16 protein-coding genes and 1 riboswitch are annotated in these 19,908 nt (G+C 61.5%); of the genes, 7 read left to right on the top strand and 9 right to left on the bottom strand.

Annotated elements, in window-relative coordinates; genetic code table 11:
• The first annotated feature begins 118 nt into the window (after window positions 1-118).
• On the top strand, window positions 119-865 hold the full coding sequence (locus IB249_RS21285) for an RsiV family protein (RefSeq protein WP_192307679.1): 747 nt from the start codon (window positions 119-121) through the stop codon (window positions 863-865).
• On the opposite strand, the gene cytX is transcribed toward IB249_RS21285, so the two are convergent.
• Window positions 834-2,126 (bottom strand): putative hydroxymethylpyrimidine transporter CytX, encoded by a 1,293-nt coding sequence (cytX, locus tag IB249_RS21280; RefSeq protein ID WP_192307678.1) that lies wholly within the window; start codon window positions 2,124-2,126, stop codon window positions 834-836. The genes IB249_RS21285 and cytX overlap by 32 nt on opposite strands.
• Before the next feature lie 128 nt (window positions 2,127-2,254).
• On the bottom strand, window positions 2,255-4,144 hold the full coding sequence (gene thiC / locus IB249_RS21275; protein WP_192307677.1) for a phosphomethylpyrimidine synthase ThiC: 1,890 nt from the start codon (window positions 4,142-4,144) through the stop codon (window positions 2,255-2,257).
• A gap of 163 nt (window positions 4,145-4,307) precedes the next feature.
• Window positions 4,308-4,413, bottom strand: a riboswitch (TPP riboswitch).
• Window positions 4,414-4,611: 198 nt separating this feature from the next.
• Between thiC and IB249_RS21270 the strand changes: the two genes are divergently transcribed.
• Window positions 4,612-6,045 carry a TolC family outer membrane protein gene (locus tag IB249_RS21270; RefSeq protein WP_192307676.1) on the top strand — a complete coding sequence of 478 codons (1,434 nt, stop codon included), beginning with the start codon at window positions 4,612-4,614 and terminating at the stop codon, window positions 6,043-6,045.
• Window positions 6,046-6,096: 51 nt separating this feature from the next.
• On the opposite strand, the gene waaA is transcribed toward IB249_RS21270, so the two are convergent.
• Together waaA and IB249_RS21260 are read right to left on the bottom strand one after the other, a co-directional pair.
• A complete protein-coding gene (waaA, locus tag IB249_RS21265) occupies window positions 6,097-7,377 on the bottom strand; it encodes a lipid IV(A) 3-deoxy-D-manno-octulosonic acid transferase (protein WP_192307675.1) in 1,281 nt (426 codons plus the stop codon).
• An 11-nt stretch (window positions 7,378-7,388) separates the two neighbouring features.
• Window positions 7,389-8,285, bottom strand: a complete 897-nt coding sequence (locus tag IB249_RS21260) for a LysR family transcriptional regulator (RefSeq protein WP_192307674.1) — start codon at window positions 8,283-8,285, stop codon at window positions 7,389-7,391.
• 101 nt (window positions 8,286-8,386) lie between these two features.
• On the opposite strand from IB249_RS21260, the gene IB249_RS21255 reads away from it, so the two are divergent.
• The 4 genes from IB249_RS21255 to IB249_RS21240 all read left to right on the top strand — a co-directional run bounded on the left by IB249_RS21255 (window position 8,387) and on the right by IB249_RS21240 (window position 11,780).
• Complete coding sequence (locus IB249_RS21255; protein ID WP_192307673.1) at window positions 8,387-8,719, top strand: DMT family transporter; 333 nt, start codon at window positions 8,387-8,389, stop codon at window positions 8,717-8,719.
• A gap of 78 nt (window positions 8,720-8,797) precedes the next feature.
• Window positions 8,798-9,973: an NAD(P)/FAD-dependent oxidoreductase gene (locus tag IB249_RS21250; RefSeq protein ID WP_192307672.1), complete on the top strand. Its 1,176-nt coding sequence runs from the start codon at window positions 8,798-8,800 to the stop codon at window positions 9,971-9,973.
• The gene (locus IB249_RS21245) at window positions 9,970-10,782 is read left to right on the top strand and encodes an aldo/keto reductase (RefSeq protein WP_192307671.1); all 813 of its coding nucleotides are present in this window, start codon (window positions 9,970-9,972) and stop codon (window positions 10,780-10,782) included. Before IB249_RS21250 ends, IB249_RS21245 begins: the two co-directional genes overlap by 4 nt.
• A 32-nt stretch (window positions 10,783-10,814) precedes the next feature.
• Window positions 10,815-11,780: a metal ABC transporter ATPase gene (locus IB249_RS21240; protein WP_192307670.1), complete on the top strand. Its 966-nt coding sequence runs from the start codon at window positions 10,815-10,817 to the stop codon at window positions 11,778-11,780.
• Between the two features lie 24 nt (window positions 11,781-11,804).
• Here the strand turns inward: IB249_RS21240 and IB249_RS21235 are convergent, their stop codons facing one another.
• The 5 genes from IB249_RS21235 to msbA all read right to left on the bottom strand — a co-directional run bounded on the left by IB249_RS21235 (window position 11,805) and on the right by msbA (window position 17,876).
• Window positions 11,805-12,608 (bottom strand): hypothetical protein, encoded by an 804-nt coding sequence (locus tag IB249_RS21235; RefSeq protein ID WP_192307669.1) that lies wholly within the window; start codon window positions 12,606-12,608, stop codon window positions 11,805-11,807.
• Between the two features lie 66 nt (window positions 12,609-12,674).
• Window positions 12,675-13,346: a hypothetical protein gene (locus tag IB249_RS21230; RefSeq protein WP_192307854.1), complete on the bottom strand. Its 672-nt coding sequence runs from the start codon at window positions 13,344-13,346 to the stop codon at window positions 12,675-12,677.
• A 32-nt stretch (window positions 13,347-13,378) separates the two neighbouring features.
• Window positions 13,379-14,356, bottom strand: a complete 978-nt coding sequence (locus IB249_RS21225; protein ID WP_192307853.1) for a glycosyltransferase — start codon at window positions 14,354-14,356, stop codon at window positions 13,379-13,381.
• 127 nt (window positions 14,357-14,483) lie between these two features.
• Window positions 14,484-15,905: a bifunctional D-glycero-beta-D-manno-heptose-7-phosphate kinase/D-glycero-beta-D-manno-heptose 1-phosphate adenylyltransferase HldE gene (hldE, locus tag IB249_RS21220; protein ID WP_192307668.1), complete on the bottom strand. Its 1,422-nt coding sequence runs from the start codon at window positions 15,903-15,905 to the stop codon at window positions 14,484-14,486.
• Window positions 15,906-16,073: 168 nt separating this feature from the next.
• The gene (gene msbA, locus IB249_RS21215) at window positions 16,074-17,876 is read right to left on the bottom strand and encodes a lipid A export permease/ATP-binding protein MsbA (RefSeq protein ID WP_192307667.1); all 1,803 of its coding nucleotides are present in this window, start codon (window positions 17,874-17,876) and stop codon (window positions 16,074-16,076) included.
• A gap of 154 nt (window positions 17,877-18,030) precedes the next feature.
• On the opposite strand from msbA, the gene IB249_RS21210 reads away from it, so the two are divergent.
• Window positions 18,031-19,887 carry a bifunctional O-antigen ligase/aminoglycoside phosphotransferase family protein gene (locus tag IB249_RS21210; protein ID WP_192307666.1) on the top strand — a complete coding sequence of 619 codons (1,857 nt, stop codon included), beginning with the start codon at window positions 18,031-18,033 and terminating at the stop codon, window positions 19,885-19,887.
• Window positions 19,888-19,908: the final 21 nt, after the last annotated feature.

Here is a 19,908-nt window from a genome sequence, read left to right as displayed (position 1 = left end):
CAGCGGGATAGACGGTGAGGGCGAAACCCACTCTAATTAGCTTAGTGGCGAACTGACTGCCTGGTTGAGAGTCGAAGCGGGTAACTTTTCGCCTTTCCCTGTTTCATGAAGGACGCCCATGTCACTTTTCAAGATCGCCTCCGTGGCAGCCATCGCCCTGACCCTGGGCGCTTGCCAGAGCCTGTTCCAGCCCAACTACCGAGTGCCGCTGGAAACCACCCGCGATGCCTCCGAGCAGTTGAAGCCCGGTTGCACGTCTGCCGACTGCCCGCTGGTGAACATCGACACGCTGCGCTTCCCCACCGAGCCTGCACTGGACGGCATCGTCGAAAAACGCTTGCTGCAGATGACCCGCACCTCGCCTGAGGCACCGGCGGCACCGACGTTGGCGGCGTATCGCGACGAGTTTTTGCGCACCGCCGCACCGCGCAACAGCAGCTACTTGCAGGCCAAGGTACGCGAGCAGCATGACGGCTTGGTGATCATCGAGTTTTCCAGCTACCTGGACACCGGCGGCGCCCATGGCACGCCGGGTCGCGGCTTCATCAACTACTCGCGCCAGCAGCACAAGGTGCTGAACTTGTCCGACATGTTGCTGCCGGGGCAGGAAGATGCCTTCTGGAAAGCCGCGCAGGTGGCGCACAACAGCTGGCTGATCAGCACCAAGCTCGATCAGGAAGCGGAGTTCGTGAAGAGCTGGCCGTTCCAGAAAACCCCGAACGTGGCGCTGACCTATGGCGGGGTGATCCTCAAGTATCAGGTCAGCACCATCGCGCCTTACGCACTGGGCCACGTCGAACTGAAGATCCCCTACCCACGCCTGAACGGCATTCTCAAGCCCGAGCTGTTTCCCGGCCGTAACTGAACGCCCGGCCCAGCACAAGCTGCAACAGCCCTGCCAGGACCAGCGCCGGCAGGGTTGCGCCGACATCCGGGTACAGGTTCGCCAACAGATGGTAAGTGCTGATGCCCCCCAGCCAGGCGAGCAGCGCCGGCCAGCGCAATGCGACCGACGCCAGCTGGCCACTGCGCTTGCGCAGGATGAAGTGATCCACCAGCACCACGCCGAACAGCGGCGCGAACACCGAACCGATCAGCAGCAGGAAGTTCTGGTACTGCGCCAACGGCGCCAGCAGGGCGATGAGGGTGCAGAGCACGCCGATGGCCAATGCCAGATGCTCGACTTTCAAGCGCAACAGAAATCCGCTGGACACGGCCGCCGAGTGAATGTCGGCGAACGCGTTTTCCGATTCATCCAGCAGGATCAACAGCAATGGAATGCCCAGGCCCGCACCGGCCAGCGCCAGCAATAGCGCATTCACCTCGCCACTCGGCGCGAACGCCAGGGTGTACGCCACGCCCAGGCTCATCAGCCAGAAATTACCGATGAAGAACCCCACCGCGGTGCCGCCGAACACGTTTTTCGCCCGCTTGCCAAACCGCGAATAGTCGGCAATCAGTGGCAGCCACGACAGCGGCATGGCGATGGCGATGTCAAAGCCCACCGCGAACGGCATCGAACCGTCTCCGGCCTGCGCCCACAGCGCCGCCAGATCGGCCTTGGCGAACAGGTTCCAGGTCAGCCAGGTACACGCTGCCAGCAGCAGCCAGATGCCCCATTTGCGCAGTATCTGCCGCACAAACGTCAACGGGCCGCTGACCGCCAGCAAGGTCGCCAGACCGCCGAAGAATACTGTCCAGAGCAGCGGATTGGACCACAGGCTGCCTTCGCTGAAGGCCCGGGCGCCCAGCAGGCTCGCCGCATCGCGCATCACGATGATTTCGAACGACCCCCAGCCGATCAGTTGCAACAGGTTCAGCACCGCCGGAAGGCTCGCGCCTTTGGCGCCGAGGCTGAGTTTCAGCGCGGCCATCGACGACAGGCCGGTGTCGCTGCCGATCACGCCAACGGCGGCCAGCAGCAGAACGCCGACCAGGGTGCCGAGGAAGATCGCCAGCAACGAGCCGGGGAGGCCCAGGCCTGGCGCAAGCAAGGCACCGGTCTGCAACACCATCAGGCCGATGCCGAGGGAAAACCACAGGGAAAACAGATCGCGACCGCCGAAGACACGTTTGTCGGTGGGCACGGCGATGTCGGGTGAATAAGTGCCGGGTTGAATGCTCAAGGGTGTTATCTCAGAGGGACATTTGTTGTTGTGGAAATCGCCATCGCGAGCAGGCTCGCTCCCACAAAGGAAGGCATTTTCCCTGTGGCGGCGAGCCTGCTCGCGATGGGGGCCGAAGGCCCCCGGGATCAAACTTTCTGGTACAGCTGGCTGCCTTCCTGCTTGAAGCGCTCGGCCTGTTCGGCCATGCCTTGGGCCACCTCCACGTCGACCGCTTCGATCCGTTGGTTGGCCGCATACTCGCGGACTTCCTGGGTGATTTTCATCGAGCAGAATTTCGGCCCGCACATCGAGCAGAAGTGCGCGACCTTGGCCGAATCCTTCGGCAGGGTCTCATCGTGATACGAACGGGCGGTGTCCGGATCGAGGCCCAGGTTGAACTGGTCTTCCCAACGGAACTCGAAACGCGCCTTGCTCAGGGCATTGTCACGGATTTGCGCCCCCGGATGCCCCTTGGCCAGATCGGCGGCATGGGCGGCGATCTTGTAGGTGATGATGCCGGTCTTCACGTCATCCTTGTTCGGCAGGCCCAGGTGCTCCTTGGGGGTCACGTAGCAGAGCATGGCGCAGCCGAACCAGCCGATCATCGCCGCCCCGATACCGGAGGTGATGTGGTCGTAGCCCGGCGCAATGTCGGTGGTCAGCGGGCCGAGGGTATAGAACGGCGCCTCGTCGCAGCACTCGAGCTGCTTGTCCATGTTCTCCTTGATCAGCTGCATCGGCACGTGACCCGGGCCTTCGATCATGCATTGCACATCGTGCTTCCAGGCGATCTTGGTCAGCTCGCCCAGGGTTTCCAGCTCGCCGAACTGCGCTTCGTCGTTGGCATCGGCAATCGAACCCGGACGCAGGCCGTCACCCAGCGAGAAGCTGACGTCGTAGGCCTTCATGATTTCGCAGATGTCTTCGAAATGGGTGTAGAGGAAGTTTTCCTTGTGGTGCGCCAGGCACCACTTGGCCATGATCGACCCCCCACGAGAAACGATGCCGGTCACGCGCTTGGCGGTCATCGGCACGTAGCGCAACAGCACGCCGGCGTGGATGGTGAAGTAGTCGACGCCCTGCTCCGCCTGCTCGATCAGCGTGTCGCGGAACAGCTCCCAGGTCAGGTCTTCCGCCACGCCGCCGACTTTTTCCAGGGCCTGGTAGATCGGCACGGTGCCGATCGGCACGGGGGAGTTGCGGATGATCCATTCGCGGGTTTCGTGAATGTGCTTGCCGGTGGACAGGTCCATGACCGTGTCCGAACCCCAGCGGATACCCCAGGTCAGTTTCGCCACTTCTTCTTCGATGGACGAACCCAGGGCGCTGTTGCCGATGTTGCCGTTGATCTTCACCAGGAAGTTACGGCCGATGATCATCGGTTCCAGTTCGGTGTGGTTGATGTTGGCCGGAATGATCGCGCGACCGCGGGCGATTTCGTCGCGCACGAATTCCGGGGTGATGACTTTCGGCACGCTGGCACCGAAGCTGTGGCCGGCATGCTGCTGATCCAGCAGGCCAGCGGCACGGGCCACCTCCAGCTTCATGTTCTCGCGGATGGCGACGTACTCCATCTCGGCGGTGATGATGCCCTGGCGCGCGTAATGCATCTGGGTGACGTTGGCCCCGGCCTTGGCGCGACGCGGGTTGTTGACGTGGGCGAAGCGCAGTTTGGTCAATTCCGGATCGGCGAGGCGTTCCTGGCCGAAGTTCGAACTCAGGCCGCTCAGGCGCTCGGTGTCGCCACGGGACTCGATCCACGGCGAGCGCACATCGGCCAGGCCTTTGCGTACGTCGATGATGACGTTGGGGTCAGTGTACGGACCCGACGTGTCGTAGACCGTGACCGGTGCGTTGACCTCGCCGCCGAAGTCGGTCGGTGTGACGTCGAGGCTGATTTCGCGCATCGGCACGAGGATGTCGGGACGGGAGCCCTGGACATAGATTTTTTGCGAGCGGGTAAAGGGTTGAACCGACTGTTGATCGACTTGCGCCGAATCACTCAGGTTCGCGGTATTTTTTAGTTTTATCGTCATCACGGGCTCTCCAGACGGCATCCAGGCATTGGAATTTTGTCGGAGCGAACCTGTGACGGATGGACGCACGCGGGCTGCAAAACCAGCAGTGCTGTGCTCAGTGCTCGAGGGGTCGTTCAATGGTCGAACAACATCCCGGACGAAGCACAAGAGGACTCGCCGGGTGACGAGAAATCTTGTTCCCTACGCAGGCGCTAACCTGATCAGGTTCAACGGGATCCGAAATTATTCGATCTCAGCCTCATAGCAAGGCACCCCGACAAGAACCCGGCCAGTCTAGACACAACTGGCAAGGAACGCCAACACCGAGGCAATCACCATGATGAATGGCGTAATTGAAGGATTGTTGCCGCCCGAAGGCGCAACTACACTCGCTACGCCGCACCGCGCCTTGACGCTGTGCGGGCCGCGCCGTACCTTGGCGCCTGAATTATCAGCGTAATATCAATTTCCAGGGAATCGCCTCAATGCTGCGCAAACTCTCACTGGCCGTTGCCGTGTCTTGTGCGTCCAATGGAATGGCCTGGGCAGCAGAAGCGCCTCTGGCGACCAAAACCGACCTGGTCAGCGTGTACCAGGAAGCGGTGGACAATAACGCCGACCTGGCCGCCGCCCGCGCCCAGTATGGCGCCCAGAAGGAAGTCGTGCCCCAGGCCCGCGCCGGCCTGCTGCCCAACCTGTCCGGTGGCGGCCAGGTGGCCAATGTGCGCACCGACATCAATCAACCGTCGGCCATTGCCAATCGCAGCGCCAACTCCTACCAGGCGACGCTGGCGCAGCCACTGTTTCGTGCCGATCGCTGGTTCCAGTACCAGGCTGCCAAGAGCGTCAATGAACAGGCCGCACTGCAACTCTCGGCCACCGAGCAGAACCTGATCCTGCAAGCCGCCGAGGACTACTTCAACGTTCTGCGCAGCCAGGACACGCTGGCATCGACCAAGGCCGAGGAAGCTGCGTTCAAGCGCCAGCTCGATCAGTCCAACGAGCGCTTTGACGTCGGCCTGTCGGACAAGACCGACGTGCTGCAATCCCAGGCCAGCTACGACACCGCCAGGGCCAACCGGATCGTGGCGCAGCGGCGGGTGGACGACGCGTTCGAAGCGTTGATCACCCTGACCAACCGTCAGTACAACTCGATCCAGGGCATGGTTCATACGCTGCCGATCCTGCCGCCAGCACCGAACGACGCCAAGGCCTGGGTCGACACCGCCGCCCGGCAGAACCTCAACCTGCTGGCCAGCAACTACGCGGTCAGTGCCGCCGAAGAAACCCTCAAGCAGCGCAAGGCCGGTCACGCGCCGACGCTGGACGCCGTGGCGAAGTACGAAAAAGGTGACAACGATGCCTTCGGTTTCAGCAACCCGAATGCCTTCGGCCAGGCCTACGGCGGCCCCGTCGAGCAGACCACCCTGGCCTTGCAATTGAACATCCCGATCTACAGTGGCGGGCTGACCAGTTCGCAGGTCCGCCAGTCCTACTCGCAACTGGATCAGACCGAACAGCAGCGCGAAAGCCTGCGTCGGCAAGTGGTGGAAAACACCCGCAACCTGCACCGCGCGGTGAATACCGATGTGGAGCAGGTCCAGGCGCGCAAGCAGTCGATCATTTCCAACCAGAGCGCGGTGGAAGCGACCGAAATCGGTTACCAGGTCGGGACGCGAAACATTGTCGATGTGCTGGATGCGCAGCGTCAGTTGTACAACTCGGTGCGCGACTACAACAACACCCGCTACGACTACATCCTCGACAACCTGCGCCTGAAGCAGGCCGCCGGTACGTTGAACCCCGGGGACCTGGAAGACCTCAAGCGCTACCTCAAGCCGGACTACAACCCGGACAAGGATTTCCTGCCACCGGACCTCGCCAAGGCGGCGGAGGCGCAGCTCAAAGCAAGGCCATGACCGATCCGCGGGAGCGAGTCCGCTCGCTCCCACCGTTTGTAAAACGGTCAGTCAGGTTTTGTCGATCAACCGCCCTAACCCGTCCAGCAAGCGCTGCAATGCACCCTGATTGGTGCGCATGACCTTCAACCCGGCCTCGGCCATGCGCTGCGCATCGCGCGGCAATTCGAACAGGCGCTGCACTGCCAGCGCCAGACCTTCGGCGTCTTCCACTTCCTGCAAAGCGCCGGCACTGCGCAACTGCGCGGCGATTTCCAGGAAGTTGAACAGGTGCGGCCCACTGAGCACCGGTTTCGCCAGTGCGGCCGGTTCCAGCAAATTGTGGCCACCGTTCGGCACCAGGCTGCCGCCGACAAAGGCACTGTCGGCCAGGGCATACAGAAACAGCAATTCACCCATGGTGTCGCCCAGCAACACCGAAGTGCCGGCGCTCACCGGCTCGCCACCTGAGCGACGGACCGTGGCGAAACCCTGCTGCCGGCACAGGTCGAACACGGTATTGAAACGCTCGGGATGGCGCGGCACCAGAATCAGCAACGCATCGGAATGACTGGCAAGCAACTGGCGATGCGCCGCCAGCACCACTTCGTCTTCCCCGTCGTGGGTACTGGCGGCGATCCACACCGGGCGCTCCTGCGCCTGCCATTGCTCGCGCAACTCGGCGGCGCGCTGGAGCAAGGCCGGGTCGATGGTCAGGTCGAACTTGATCGAACCGGTCACCTCGACGGTGTCGGCACGGGCACCCAGGTCGCGAAAGCGCTGGGCTTCGGCTTCGGTCTGCACCGCGAACAGGCTCATCTCGGCGAGCATCGGCTGGGTCAGCCTGGCAAATCGGCCGTAACCCCTGGCGGAACGCTCGGACAGTCGGGCATTGGCCAGCGCCACGGGGATCGCGCGTCTGGCGCACTGGTGAATGTGATTGGGCCAGAGTTCGGTCTCCATGATCACCGCCAGGGTCGGGCGCACCCGATCAAGAAAGCGCGCGGCAGCGCACGGCAGGTCGTAGGGCAAATAGCAGTGCTGGATGCGCGGTTCGTTGGCGAACAAGGCCTGGATGCGCTCGGAACCGGTCGGAGTCATGCAGGTGACGGTGATCGGTAACGTCGGATAGCGCTGCAGCAGCGCACGGATCATTGGCGCGGCGGCAATGCTCTCGCCAACGGACACCGCGTGCACCCAGATGCCCCCTGGTTTCATCGTCGGCAGGCCGAAGGAAAAACGCTCGCCGACGCGTTTGGCATAGGCTGGCGCCTTGCGCGAGCGCAGCCAGAGCCGAATCGCTACCAACGGCAGCCCCAGGTAAAACAGCGCGGTATAGAGAGTTCTGTTCATGGCGGCGGAGTTTATCGACTTTTCTCGCCGATCGCCTGCAAGTGCACGGCAAAACATTCCGCCAGCCAACGGGCGGCCGGGCCGAGGGGCTCGTCGCGGCGCCAGACCAATTCCACCACCAGCGCCGGCGGTGTCCATTCGCTGGTCAGTTCGACGATCTTGTCGTGATAACCGGAATACTGCACGACGTTGCGCGGCAGCCACGCCCAGCCGAGGCCGCGCATCAGCAATTCGGCGATCACGTAGAAACTGTCAGCTCGCCAGACCTGCGGGCTCGCGGGCTCGCTGCCGGGGTAGACGCTGGATTGGGCGGCCATCAGCAATTGGCGATGCTGGGCCAGTTGCTGGCAGTTGACCTCGCCCATGGCCGCCATCGGGTGATCGACCCCACAGACCGTGACCATGTCGATACTGCCCAGCACTCGCCGCTCCAGCGCCTCGGGAATCTGCTCGTGATAGAACAACAGCCCGAGGTCGGCGCGGCGCTCCACCAGTTTGCGCGCGACGTCGCCTTGCGTGCCGTTGGATAACTCAACCTCCAGGCTGGGGAATTGTTCGGCCAATGCGTCAAGGCTGTCGATGACCGGCTGGAAGGGCATCGCTTCATCCTGTGCCAGGCGGATACGCGCCTCCTGCCCGCGCATCATCGCCAACGCCCGGCCGTTGAGGCGCTGGCACTGGCGCAGCACCTCCCGCGCCTCCTCCAGCAAGGCACTGCCGGCCCCGGTGAGCCTGGGCTGCCGGCCACTGCTGCGATCGAACAGGCTCACGCCCAGGTCCTCTTCCAGCAGCGCGATCGCACTGCTCACCGCCGATTGCGCCTTGCGCTGCTCGCGCGCCACGGCCGAAAACGACCGATGCTCCGCTACGCTGACAAACAGGCGCAATTGATCCAGATCCCATTGCATGCTTAACCCATCTCCAAATCAGATAGGTAATGACTTTACCGCATCTGTTGAATCACTAGAATGTCGACTCGGAATGCAACACGTCACATGAGGAGATTCCCATGACTGCTTACTACTATCTGGCTATCGCCATCTGCGCCGAAGTGATCGCCACGGTTTCGATGAAAGCCGTCAAGGGATTCAGTACGCCACTGCCGCTGATTCTGGTCATCGCCGGCTACGGCATTGCCTTCTGGATGCTGACGCTGGTGGTGCGCAGCGTTCCGGTCGGCGTGGCCTACGCCGTGTGGGCGGGCATGGGCATCGTGATGGTCAGCGTCGCGGCCCTGTTCATCTACGGGCAAAAACTCGATGTGCCGGCGATGCTGGGGATGGCGTTGATCGTGCTGGGCGTGGTGGTTATCCAGCTGTTTTCCAAAACGGCGGGGCATTGACCAGGGAACGCTCCCGCAGGTTTCGATCGAACGGTAGTCTGTATACTGCGACCTCGTCTTGAACACTGAGGTCGCTGCATGCCATCCGTTATTTCCACCGACGTTCTGATTGTCGGCGCTGGTGTCGCCGGCCTCTGGCTGAATGCGCGCCTGCGCCGTCAGGGTTTTTCGACCGTGCTGGTGGAAAGCGCCACCCTCGGTGGCGGGCAGAGCGTCAAGTCCCAGGGGATCATCCACGGCGGCGCCAAGTATGCGCTGCACGGTGCGCTCACCGGCGCCTCGGAAGCCATCGCCGACATGCCGCGCCGCTGGCGCGAAGCCCTGGCCGGCGACGGCGAGCTGGACTTGTCCGGTGTGCGCCTGCTGTCCGAAGCGCATTACCTGTGGTCGCCCGGCACGCTCGCCGGCAACCTCACCAGTTTCTTCGCCAGCAAGGCGGTGCGCGGCCGTGTCGATCAGGTCAAGGGCGACCAGTTGCCGCCAGCCCTGCAAGACAAACGTTTCAAGGGCAAGGTCTATCGCCTGGCGGAACTGGTGATCGACGTCCCGAGCCTGATCCAGCGCCTGGCCGACCTGGCCGGTGACGGCCTGCTCGCCGGGCAGCACATCGAACCCTTGCTGGAAGATGGCCTGCTGGTCGGCCTGAAGGTCGACGCACGGGAAATTCGCGCCCAGCGAATCGTCATCAGTGCCGGGGCTGGCACCGCGACGTTGCTGGAGGCACTGGGGCTGAGCCAGCCGGCCATGCAGCGCCGGCCGCTGCACATGATCATCGCCAAGGGGCCAGGCCTCAAACCCTTGTATGCCCACTGCCTGGGCGGCGGCACCAAACCCCGTCTCACCATCACCACTCACCCGGCTGCCGACGGCCAATGGGTCTGGTACCTGGGGGGAGACATCGCCGAAGCCGAGGGCGTCGCCCGCGAACCGGCGGAGCAGATTGCGACCGCACAGAAAGAACTCGCTCAATTATTGCCATGGATCGACCTCGACACCGTGCAATGGGCAACCCTGCGTGTCGACCGTGCCGAGCCCCTGCAAACGGGGCTGACCCGTCCGGACAACGCCTTCCTTGCCGAACAGGGCCGCCTGCTGGTCGGCTGGCCGACCAAGCTGGCCCTGGCACCGGACTTCGCCGACCGCGTCATCAGCGCCCTGCAACGTGACGGCATCCAGCCCGGTCACTCGGCGCCGCTGCCCGAGCTGCCGAAACCACCGATGGGCATCCCGGCCTGGGAGCAACTGCTGCCATGAGCGTACCGACCCTCCACGATCTGCATCGACCACTGGGCAGCACCGGCCTGCAGGTTTCGCCGCTGGGCCTGGGCACCGTCAAACTCGGGCGCGACCAAGGCGTGAAGTACCCCAATGGCTTCCAGATTCCCGACGATGACGACGCGCGCCGCCTGCTCAAGCTGACCCGCGACCTGGGCATCAACCTGATCGACACGGCCCCCGCCTACGGTCGCAGCGAAGAACGACTTGGCCCACTGCTGCGTGGCCAGCGCCACGAATGGGTAATCGTCAGCAAGGTCGGCGAAGAATTTGCAGACGGCCAGTCCCGGCACGATTTCAGCGCGGCGCACACCCGGCTCTCGGTGGAACGCAGCCTGCAGCGCCTGGAAACGGATTTTATCGACCTGGTGCTGGTGCACTCCGATGGCAACGACCTGGCGATTCTCAACGACAGCGAGGTCTACACCACGCTCGCCGCGCTCAAGGCCGAAGGCAAGATTCGCGGCTTCGGATTCTCCGGCAAAACCGTCGACGGCGGCTTGAAGGCGCTGGAGCAAGGTGATTGTGCAATGGTCACCTACAATCTGAACGAGCAGCACGAGAAGGCGGTCATTGACTATGCTGCTGCTCACGGCAAAGCCATCCTGGTGAAGAAAGCCCTTGCCAGTGGTCACGTCTGCCTGAGCCCCGGCGTGGACCCGGTGCGTGCCAGCTTCGAGTTGCTTTTTGAACATCCGGGTGTGGCCAGTGCTATTGTCGGGACCATCAATCCGCTGCACCTCGCCCACAACGTCGCGACCGTTGCCCAGGTTCTGGGCAGACACTGATGCCGCCCTCGCGGCCTTAAGCAGGAGCCGACATGCCGCGTACGCTCATAAGAAAGAACCCGAGCAACTTCAAGACCCTGCCGCTATTCGTCGAAGCGACCCCCGAAGGCTTGAGTTACCAGAGCGTCGGCATGCCGCTCAACTTCTCCCAGACCCTGCACCGGCGACGCCCGGTGGCGGTGGCTGACAGCGAACGGTTCGCCCTGGAACTGGCCAACCTCGGGGTCTCGGTGCGCCTGACCCTGCATTGGCAGAACCGCGATTACTGGGTGCTGGTGCGCCAACGGCGGCAGGACCGTGGCGATGTGGTCCTCAAGCTGATTTCCGGCTACGTGCCGGCCCACGAACTGAACCTGCCACTGCACACGGCGATCCAGGAGATTGCCGAGGAGTGCCTGCTGGAAACGCCGGAAGGCTGGCTCGGCGGACGTTTCAATGACACCTGGCTGCCCGCCCCCTACTCGTCCGCGCTGCATTACCGCGAGGCGCTGCCTTTTCGCCTGACGCCGCTGTCCGGCGCGGCACGACCGGTGCGCTGCGCCAATCTGCAACTGATCGAACGGCCGCAGGCTTACGTGCATCTGCCGACCGCCTCGCTGCAGTTGATCTATGACTTGCGCCTGGAAGTGCCCAGGGAAGCCAAGTCCCTGAGCCTGTTTCATGTCGATGAGCGGCTGGAGGGCGACCAACTGGTGGCCCGCCTGGATCGCAAGCGTCCGGACTTGTACTTGATGCCCCTCAAGGATGGGCAGCCGCTTGCCGAGTTGTACACGCTCAAGCGCGACAAGCTCCTGCCCGCCAGCACCCGCGGACTTTTTCTGGCAGAGAGCTTTGCCATCCAGGATGGCTGGACCGTGCGCGAGGAACGGGTTCGCTGGAAGGACTGGGTGATTCAACAGGGCCTGGAAGTGCCCAAGCCCCCGCGCCACGGCTTGAAAAAACTGAGCGTCAAGGCACTGGGCCTGGTCCGTCTGGTGCGGGGAAGCTTGCGCAAGTAACTCGAACCGAAACCCCGGTTCGATTCAGGCTCGCCGCTTGTCCATCAAGGTGCGCAATCGGGCAAAGAAATGGAAATAACGGTTCTCGCGCTTGCCCATGCCGCGCTTGGGGGAAAACGATTCCTCGGCAAAGGCTCCCGTGATGCGAACGCGCGAAGCCTGGGTTTGCACCGTGCAGATCTTCGCACCGGCCTGCTGCAGGACAAACTTGAGCAGCCGCTCGGAGTGCAGTTTTCTTCCCGTGGCTTGACTGAAATCGAAGATTCGCTCGATCCTTTTGCCATAAGCGACATAGGTGTCACGCCCGCAAATGGCAAAACGGTCGTTCAGCCCACCCCACCACTGCCAGTCCGGAATGTAGGTATTGAGCCGCCGGGCTTCGGAGTGCTTGAACACATAAGCGGGGAGCGCCGTGTGAAAAAAGATGTCCGGGCGCACGAAGACCACGAAATCGGGATTGAACGACTCCATCATGGTCGTGACCGTGTGCAGTGAATTGAGCTGATAGATCAAGTTGCGCAGTGAAGCGTAATCATCGGCCCAGGTATCGCCCTGCGCCTTCACTCGCTCGAAGTCCCAGCGTTCCAGTACGCCGTCGGTCGAAGTCAGTTGTCCGGTCATGGACTTGAAGGGTTCGTAGTTGTCAGCCTTCAACTCCCCCTGTTCGCCCGAACGCGAGTTCTGCACTTCGTTGACTTCATACAGGTGGTAAAAGCACTTTACGTTGCTGTCGGAAGGCAGCCGTGCCAGGACGTTTTCCTCAATGGAAGGAAAACAGATGGGCGAGTTTCTCGGGATACCAAAAAAAGCCACCGCAATATTCAACACTCGACAGCACCCCATGAAAATTGATCAAGCCGCACTTGCGCCGCCCCATTGGTTCCCGGTGATCGGTCATGCACGACTGAACAGCTTCTGCCACCACCGGCGACGCCGCAGCGGGATGGCGACGACACTCGATCGCTGCAACCAGTCGCGCTCGTAATCCCAGGCATGCCCGCCCCAGCGTTTGCCCGCCTCGTTGGAGAAACCCAACGTCATGAGCTGATAGTTGTAGCCCTCCTGGCCACGCAACCAGTCGAACAACACCAGTGCGTTGAACCCGGTGGTCGGTCCGACATAGCGTTTACCGTCCGGGCGATCGACCGGGTAGTTCCACAAGGCCGGTAGCGGAATGCGCTCCCAAAAGAGCGCTACTTGCGGCAAGGGGCACATGGCGCCAGTGCACCCGACCAACAGGGTGAAACAGCGAGCATCGACATGGTCGAAGATCCGCTGCACCTCCGGGCCGTAGGGCAGGCCGAAAAAATAGGCGTCCGGCGCATTGAACCCGTGCACGAACAGATTGACGCTTCGCGGATCGAGCAGCGGCGCCAGGACACATTTGTTGAAGCTGACGACCACATCGTCAGCCCCCATGTTCAGCGCCTGGAATTCTTCGCGGGTAATGGCCGGGTTGTTGGCCACAAGCAGCACCCGTGAAGCGTTGCGCAAGCAATTCTTCAACGCCTGGGGCAATGCGTCCTGAATGGACTGATGACCGCCTGGCAGCGCATCCAGCGCCATGTGCTCAGCGACTGGCGGCGGTTGAATTCCTTTCACCGCTCTGGAACCTGCATGCCGTATCGCACCTTGACCCAGAAACGGGTGAATGCGGAAGGTGGTTGCCAAGGGCGCATTTCCCGCTGAATCTCGGCGGCGAGCGTGCGCCCTACACGTGCAAAGGAATACCGGCTTTCGGCGAATGCCTGCCCATTACTGGCGATACGCGCCGTCAGCTCCGGATCGTTCTGCAGCAGCTTGAGTTTTTCCACGGCCTCCTCTTCAGAGCGATAGAAGACCGTGTTGTGCATATCCTGAAAACCCAGCAGCTCGTCTTCTTCGCCCTGGCTCCATGCCAGCAGGACGCAGCCACAGGCCATAGCCTCGAAGTTCTTGATCATGAATTCGTTCATGCCGAGGTCGGCACTCACGAAGACCCTGATGCGATTGAGCATCTCCAGGTATTCGGCTCCCGACTTGGTGCGGGTCACCAACATGCCAGTACGCCGGGCAAGCGACTCAAGCAATGCCTTGCGCTGCGTATACTCGGTACTTTTCAGACTCCCCAGAAACCCCGCCGGGATATCCCGCACATGTCCGGTGTTATGCAACATCTGTTCGTCGTATCCCTTGGAAACGAACACGGCATCAATATTCTCGGCTTGCATCCGGCGCGCGACAACAGCGCCGGAAACCAGTGCACGAGAACTTGGCAAACGGCTGTACAGGCGCGAGTAAACCCTCTGGTACTTACTGTCGGGCATGTAGTTCTGATAAGCGTCATGCTCGAGAAAAACCAGGCCCGGTATGCATTTCAACACGCGAAGTTGAGGAACAAGACGCTTGACCCTGGAGAAGATCACCACCCGGTCGAAAGACTGATAATTGACTGAAGCGAGAAAGGGTCCCAGTTTCAACTGCTGCTTTTTGCTCAGGCGATAGATAACGCACTCGTCGCAGTTTTGCTGCACGACTTCATAGAGACGATCCAGAATGACGCGCTGTTCGTCCATCACCAGGAGCATTACTTTCATCATTCTTTTACCACTATATAAGTGGGCAAGAGCATTGCGTGAATACCCACGAACATCATCGGCGTGGCTGGATGTTCACGATAAAACCCGTTCCTCCCCAGTATGAAACGGGCGTCGTCAATCAAGTTCAATGGTTGCGAATCTTCTCGACAATAGCCGTTGTCGAACTGTTTTCCACCAGGCCCAGCACTTTCACCGTGCCCCCATAAGCCGTCACGATGTCCGCACCAACCACCTGGTCGATTCCATAATCGCCGCCCTTGACCAGAACGTCGGGCTTGACTTCGCGCAGGAGATTTTCCGGAGTGCCCTCGGAAAAGCTGATGACCCAATCCACCGCGCCCAGTCCCGCCAGCACGGCCATGCGACGGTCGACGCTGTTGATCGGACGGCCCGGCCCTTTCAGGCGGCTGACCGATGCATCGTCATTGACCGCAACGATCAAGCGATCGCCTTGGGCCCGCGCCTGCTCCAGGTAGGTCACATGACCGGCATGCAGGATATCGAAGCAACCGTTGGTGAAAACGATTTTCTCTTTGTGCGCCCGCGCATCGTCAACCGCCAACCGCAGTTGCTCCAGGCCCAGCACGCCGCGCTCGGAACCTTCCTCGCGCTGAATCGCACGACGCAGCTCCGGAGCGCTGATGGCCGCCGTACCGAGCTTGCCGACCACAATGCCTGCCGCCAGATTGGCCAGGGCTACCGCATGGGGCAACTCTTCGCCAGCCGCAATGGCAGCGGCCAGGGTGGAAATCACAGTGTCGCCGGCACCGGTCACGTCGAACACTTCCCGCGCACGAGCAGGCAGGTGCAGCGCCGGATGCTCCGGGCGCAACAGGGTCATGCCATGTTCACCGCGAGTCACCAGCAAAGCACCCAGGTCAAGGTCTTGCATCAACTGCGCGCCTTTGCCCACCAGGTCATGCTCATCGACACAACGGCCAACGATGGCTTCGAATTCGCTGAGGTTCGGGGTAATCAGGCTCGCACCCCGGTAGATCGAGAAATCCTTGCCTTTGGGATCGGCCAGCACCGGAATGCCACGGGCGCGGGCGGCCTGGATCAATACCTGGTGATTCTTCAACGCACCTTTGCCGTAGTCGGACAGCACCAGCACCTTGATGCCTTCAAGCAATTCGTCGACCTGGTCGCCCAGCGCCAGGGCGTCGGTGGCGAACGGTTCTTCGAAATCAATGCGCAGCAATTGTTGGTGACGGCTCATGACCCGCAGCTTGACGATGGTCGGCTGATGCGCAATACGCTGGAACAACGCCCGCACGCCAGCCCCCTTGAGGCTGTTGGCCAGGCTTTCGGCAGCTTCGTCATCACCGGTGACACCGACCAGCGAGGCGGGGGCGCCAAGCGCGGCAATGTTCAGGGCAACGTTCGCGGCACCGCCCGGACGGTCCTCGATCTGTTCGACCTTGACCACCGGAACCGGCGCCTCAGGGGAGATCCGTGAGGTACCACCATGCCAATAGCGGTCGAGCATGACATCGCCGACCACCAATACAGGGGCTTGATCGAATCGCGGCATGGACAACTTCATGGAGCAACCCACATACAAAATGAACAAGGGCGGGATATTAGCACAGGGTTGGCGCAGGGCTGGCGCATGGCATGAATGTGACGGTCAAAAGTCAAAATCGCAGCCTGTCCAGGGTCGAAACCACAGGCTGCGAGCTTGGGTTGGTCAGCACACATGACCGCCAGGTGATCAGGCGATGTCTTCAGCCGGCGCATCAAGGCCCATTGCATTCAGACGAGCATAGTAGCCATTCTGTGCCAGCAGCTCGGTATGCGTGCCGCGCTCGACGATCCGGCCCTGATCCATGACCAGGATCAGATCGGCCTTCTCGATGGTCGACAGGCGGTGAGCGATGACCAGCGTGGTCCGGCCCTTCATGACCTGGTCCAGTGCCGCCTGGATGTGCCGCTCGGATTCGGTGTCGAGCGCCGAGGTGGCTTCATCGAGAATCAGCAACGGCGCATTTTTCAGCAGGGCCCGGGCAATCGCCAGGCGCTGACGCTGACCGCCGGACAGTAATACGCCATTCTCGCCGACCTGGGTGTCCAGGCCTTGCGGCAGTTGCGCGATGAAGTCCATGGCGTAGGCATCTCTGGCGGCCTTTTCGATGTCTTCACGTGGCGCACCGGCCAGATCGCCGTAAGCGATGTTATTGGCCACGGTGTCGCTGAACAGCGTGACGTGCTGGGTCACCTGGGCGATGTGCCGGCGCAGGTTCAGCAACTTGTACTGCTCGACCTCGACGCCATCGATCAGGATCTCGCCCTTGTCGTGGTGATAGAAGCGCGGGATCAGGTTGGCCAGGGTCGACTTGCCACTGCCCGAACGCCCCACCAGCGCCACCATTTGCCCGGGCTCGACCGCGAAGCTGATATCGTCGAGTACCTGGCGCTCGGTGCCGGGGTAAGTGAAGCTCAGGTGGCGAACCTCCAGGCGACCGGTGACGGCGTCACGCTCGACGGTCCCGGTATCGATTTCCGGCTCAACGTCCAGTTGCTCGAAGATACTCTCGGCACCCGCTACACCCTTCTGGATGGTCGAGCTGACTTCGGACAGCTGGCGGATCGGCTTGGGCAGCAAGCCTGCCAGGGTGATGTAGGCCACCATGTCACCGGCGGAAGCATCGCCGCGCAGGAACAGCACGAGGAACATCAGCACGGCCATGGCGCTGTAGATCACCAATTGCAGCAGCGGCGTGTAGATCGCGCCGGTACGGGTCATGCGCAATTGTTTGTCGGTGTTGCCCTGACTGGCCTTGAGGAAGCGTTTCTCTTCGTAGACTTCCCCGCCGAAACTGCGCACCACGCGATAACCCTGGATGGTTTCCGAGGCCACATGCGTGACATCGCCCATAGCGGCCTGGATCTTCTTGCTCTGCTTGCGGAATTTCTTGCTCGCGGTGCCCACCATTACCGCGATCAGCGGCAGGATCGCGACCATGACCAGGGTCAGCTTCCAGTTCATGAACAGCAACGAGGCAAACAGGAAGACAACCGTCATACCCTCACGGATTACGACCTTGATCGCATCTGTCGCCGCCCCCGTCACCATTGTTACGTTAAAGGTGATGCGGGAAATCAGGTGACCCGAGTTATGCTTGTCGAAGTAACGGTTCGGCAGCACCAGCAGGTTATTGAACAACTGGACCCGCAGGTCATGCACCAACCCGAGCGACACCTTGGCCAGGAAGTAGTTGCCCAGATAGGATCCCAACCCCTGCCACGCCGCAATCAGGATGATCAGCAACGGCACGGCTTGCAGCAGTTGCAGGTCACGCAGGTAAGGCACGCTGGGGAACAGCACTGCCTCGGGATTGGACAGGCCATCGACGAAATACTTGAGGATGTAGCCGAGCATTGGCTGCGTCGAAGCGAAAATCAGGAAACCGACGATGCTGATCAGGAACAGGCTGATGTATGGCCGCACATAACCCAGCAGGCGGAAGTAGATTTTCAAGCTCGAGGGGCTTGCGGAGAGACTGGAGTCGGTCATATCACGCGAATGTCGATAAAAAGGACGCTGACTTTAGCACAGCTTCCTCGGGGTTCTGGCAATCGCATAAAGGCTGTTATTGTTAGACGCCATAAACAGTATCATAAGGCCATCATTGGAATGGCCAATCAACTTCAGGATTGAATTTCTCAGCATGCAACTCAGCGGTTTAAACAGTACGCCCAATCGAATCTTCGATTTCATTTGCCTATGGATTCTTCCCGCGGGCTACTTTCTGCTTCTGTGCTCGCTGTTCTTCCTGCCGGACCGCAGCCTGCTTCACAAGCTCTATTACGGCCTCTTCAGCATCCCGACGCTGATAGCCCTGTGCCTGCGACCCCGGGCACTCAAGGAGCTGCTGCGCGAGCCGATCTTCATTGCGGTGCTGCTGTTCGCCATTTGGGCCCTGGTGAGCCTCTATTGGAGCACGGGGGATGAGGGCTTTTCCGGCAAGTTCAAGCCGCCGCTCCACTTGCTTATGCTGTTTGCCGGGTGCTACCTGCTGATCCGCCACCGCAGCGAGATCATCCAGCCTCTTCTGTTCGGCGCCGCGACTGTCGGGTTGGTCGCAACGCTTTACGAACTGTACGCGTTTGCGCACGCCTACACGCCGGGCGAGCGCCTGATCGGTGGCGGTGCATTCGACAATCCCTTGCTGAGCTCGCACCTGTTCGGTTTTTTCTGTGCCTACTGGCTCAGCCTGAGCATGAGTTGCAAGCGCCCGCAGATACTCTGGCTGAGCATTCCAGCGATGACGATCATGTTCGCAGCAGTGATCGCCACCGGCTCCCGGACACCGCTGGTCGCCCTGACGCTGGCGGCCTTATGGCTGAGTTTCATTTGCTGGAATCGTCGTTCCATCCTGCTGCTGGGCATCATGGCGGCCGGCGGTGTGGCCGTCCTCGTGCTTTTCTCCGAGATGCTCTTCGAGCGAGGCAACTCCTACCGCTTCGAAATCTGGCAACTGGTCCTGCAGAGAATCGCCGAACACCCGTGGATCGGCCATGGCTACGATTCCAGCCTGGATGTCGATGTAAACCTGGGATACACCCTGGCAGAACCCCACAGCTTCGCCTTGGGGGTTCTCTACTATGTCGGCATCTTCGGCTTCATCCCCTGGCTGTTTTTCCAGGCCTGGGCCCTGCTGAGCAGTTGGCGCCACCGCGTGCAGCCCCTGCTGATCATTGCCTCGACCTGGCTGGCCTTCGGCATCGGCGCAGGCCTGACCGAAGGCGGCGGGATTCTTTCGCGCCCCAAGGAGCACTGGTTCCTGCTGTGGATTCCCGTGGCGCTGATCGCCGCGTTGAGCATCAACCAGCGCGCAGGTCGCCTGCTGGCCATGTCGGTCAAGCGCTTGACCCGACCAGGCCTGCAAGCGTTGAGCGCCAACGCGCGGGTGATTGAAGAAGACGGTTTGGGACCCAAAGTCCTGCGCCTGGTCGATGACAGCTTCCTCAAGCTGTTCCGACCTCGCCGCTGGTACACCTCGGGCAGCTTCAATGCCTATTCCGAACGCTTTGCCGTCAATAGCGAACGACTGCGCAGGATGGGCTTCCCGACGCCGCAGATCCTTGACCTGTACCGCCTCGACGATGGCAGCAGTGCCGTGCACTACACACCGTTGCCAGGCAACACCCTGCGCCAGGTCCTGCAAGGGATCACCGCGCCGGATGTGCGCCAGGCACTGGTGGAGCGCTTCGGCAAGTTCATGGCGCAACTGCACGAGCGGGGGGTGTATTTCCGCTCCCTGCACCTGGGGAATGTGCTGGTGCTGGAGGATGGCGAGTTCGGCCTGATCGATGTCGCCGACCTGCGCATCTACCCATCGTCACTGAGCCTGTCGCTGCGCCAGCGCAACCTGCGCCACATGCAGCGCTACACCGTGGATCGACGCTGGCTGTTCGAGGATCATTTTCAGGCGCTGTTACAAGGCTATGCCGTGACAGCCTCGAAGTCGGCGGTGGATACCCTGCACAAGCAGGTGTTGGCGACCGCGCCCTCTACCCACTGACCCCTTTCGGCTTCAGACCCG

The sequence above is a fragment of the Pseudomonas sp. PDM04 genome (assembly GCF_014851765.1).
Taxonomy (GTDB): Bacteria; Pseudomonadota; Gammaproteobacteria; order Pseudomonadales; family Pseudomonadaceae; genus Aquipseudomonas.
The sequence above is the reverse complement of the archived record's forward strand: the minus strand, read 5'-3'. Positions and strand labels throughout refer to the sequence as shown.

Coding starts and splice junctions, on each gene's coding strand:
- IB249_RS21285 (WP_192307679.1), top strand. CDS start 119: ATGTCACTTTTCAAGATCGCCTCCGTGGCAGCCATCGCCCTGACCCTG.
- thiC (WP_192307677.1), bottom strand. CDS start 4,144: ATGACGATAAAACTAAAAAATACCGCGAACCTGAGTGATTCGGCGCAA.
- IB249_RS21270 (WP_192307676.1), top strand. CDS start 4,612: ATGCTGCGCAAACTCTCACTGGCCGTTGCCGTGTCTTGTGCGTCCAAT.
- waaA (WP_192307675.1), bottom strand. CDS start 7,377: ATGAACAGAACTCTCTATACCGCGCTGTTTTACCTGGGGCTGCCGTTG.
- IB249_RS21260 (WP_192307674.1), bottom strand. CDS start 8,285: ATGCAATGGGATCTGGATCAATTGCGCCTGTTTGTCAGCGTAGCGGAG.
- IB249_RS21255 (WP_192307673.1), top strand. CDS start 8,387: ATGACTGCTTACTACTATCTGGCTATCGCCATCTGCGCCGAAGTGATC.
- IB249_RS21250 (WP_192307672.1), top strand. CDS start 8,798: ATGCCATCCGTTATTTCCACCGACGTTCTGATTGTCGGCGCTGGTGTC.
- IB249_RS21245 (WP_192307671.1), top strand. CDS start 9,970: ATGAGCGTACCGACCCTCCACGATCTGCATCGACCACTGGGCAGCACC.
- IB249_RS21240 (WP_192307670.1), top strand. CDS start 10,815: ATGCCGCGTACGCTCATAAGAAAGAACCCGAGCAACTTCAAGACCCTG.
- IB249_RS21230 (WP_192307854.1), bottom strand. CDS start 13,346: ATGGCGCTGGATGCGCTGCCAGGCGGTCATCAGTCCATTCAGGACGCA.
- IB249_RS21225 (WP_192307853.1), bottom strand. CDS start 14,356: ATGAAAGTAATGCTCCTGGTGATGGACGAACAGCGCGTCATTCTGGAT.
- hldE (WP_192307668.1), bottom strand. CDS start 15,905: ATGAAGTTGTCCATGCCGCGATTCGATCAAGCCCCTGTATTGGTGGTC.
- msbA (WP_192307667.1), bottom strand. CDS start 17,876: ATGACCGACTCCAGTCTCTCCGCAAGCCCCTCGAGCTTGAAAATCTAC.
- IB249_RS21210 (WP_192307666.1), top strand. CDS start 18,031: ATGCAACTCAGCGGTTTAAACAGTACGCCCAATCGAATCTTCGATTTC.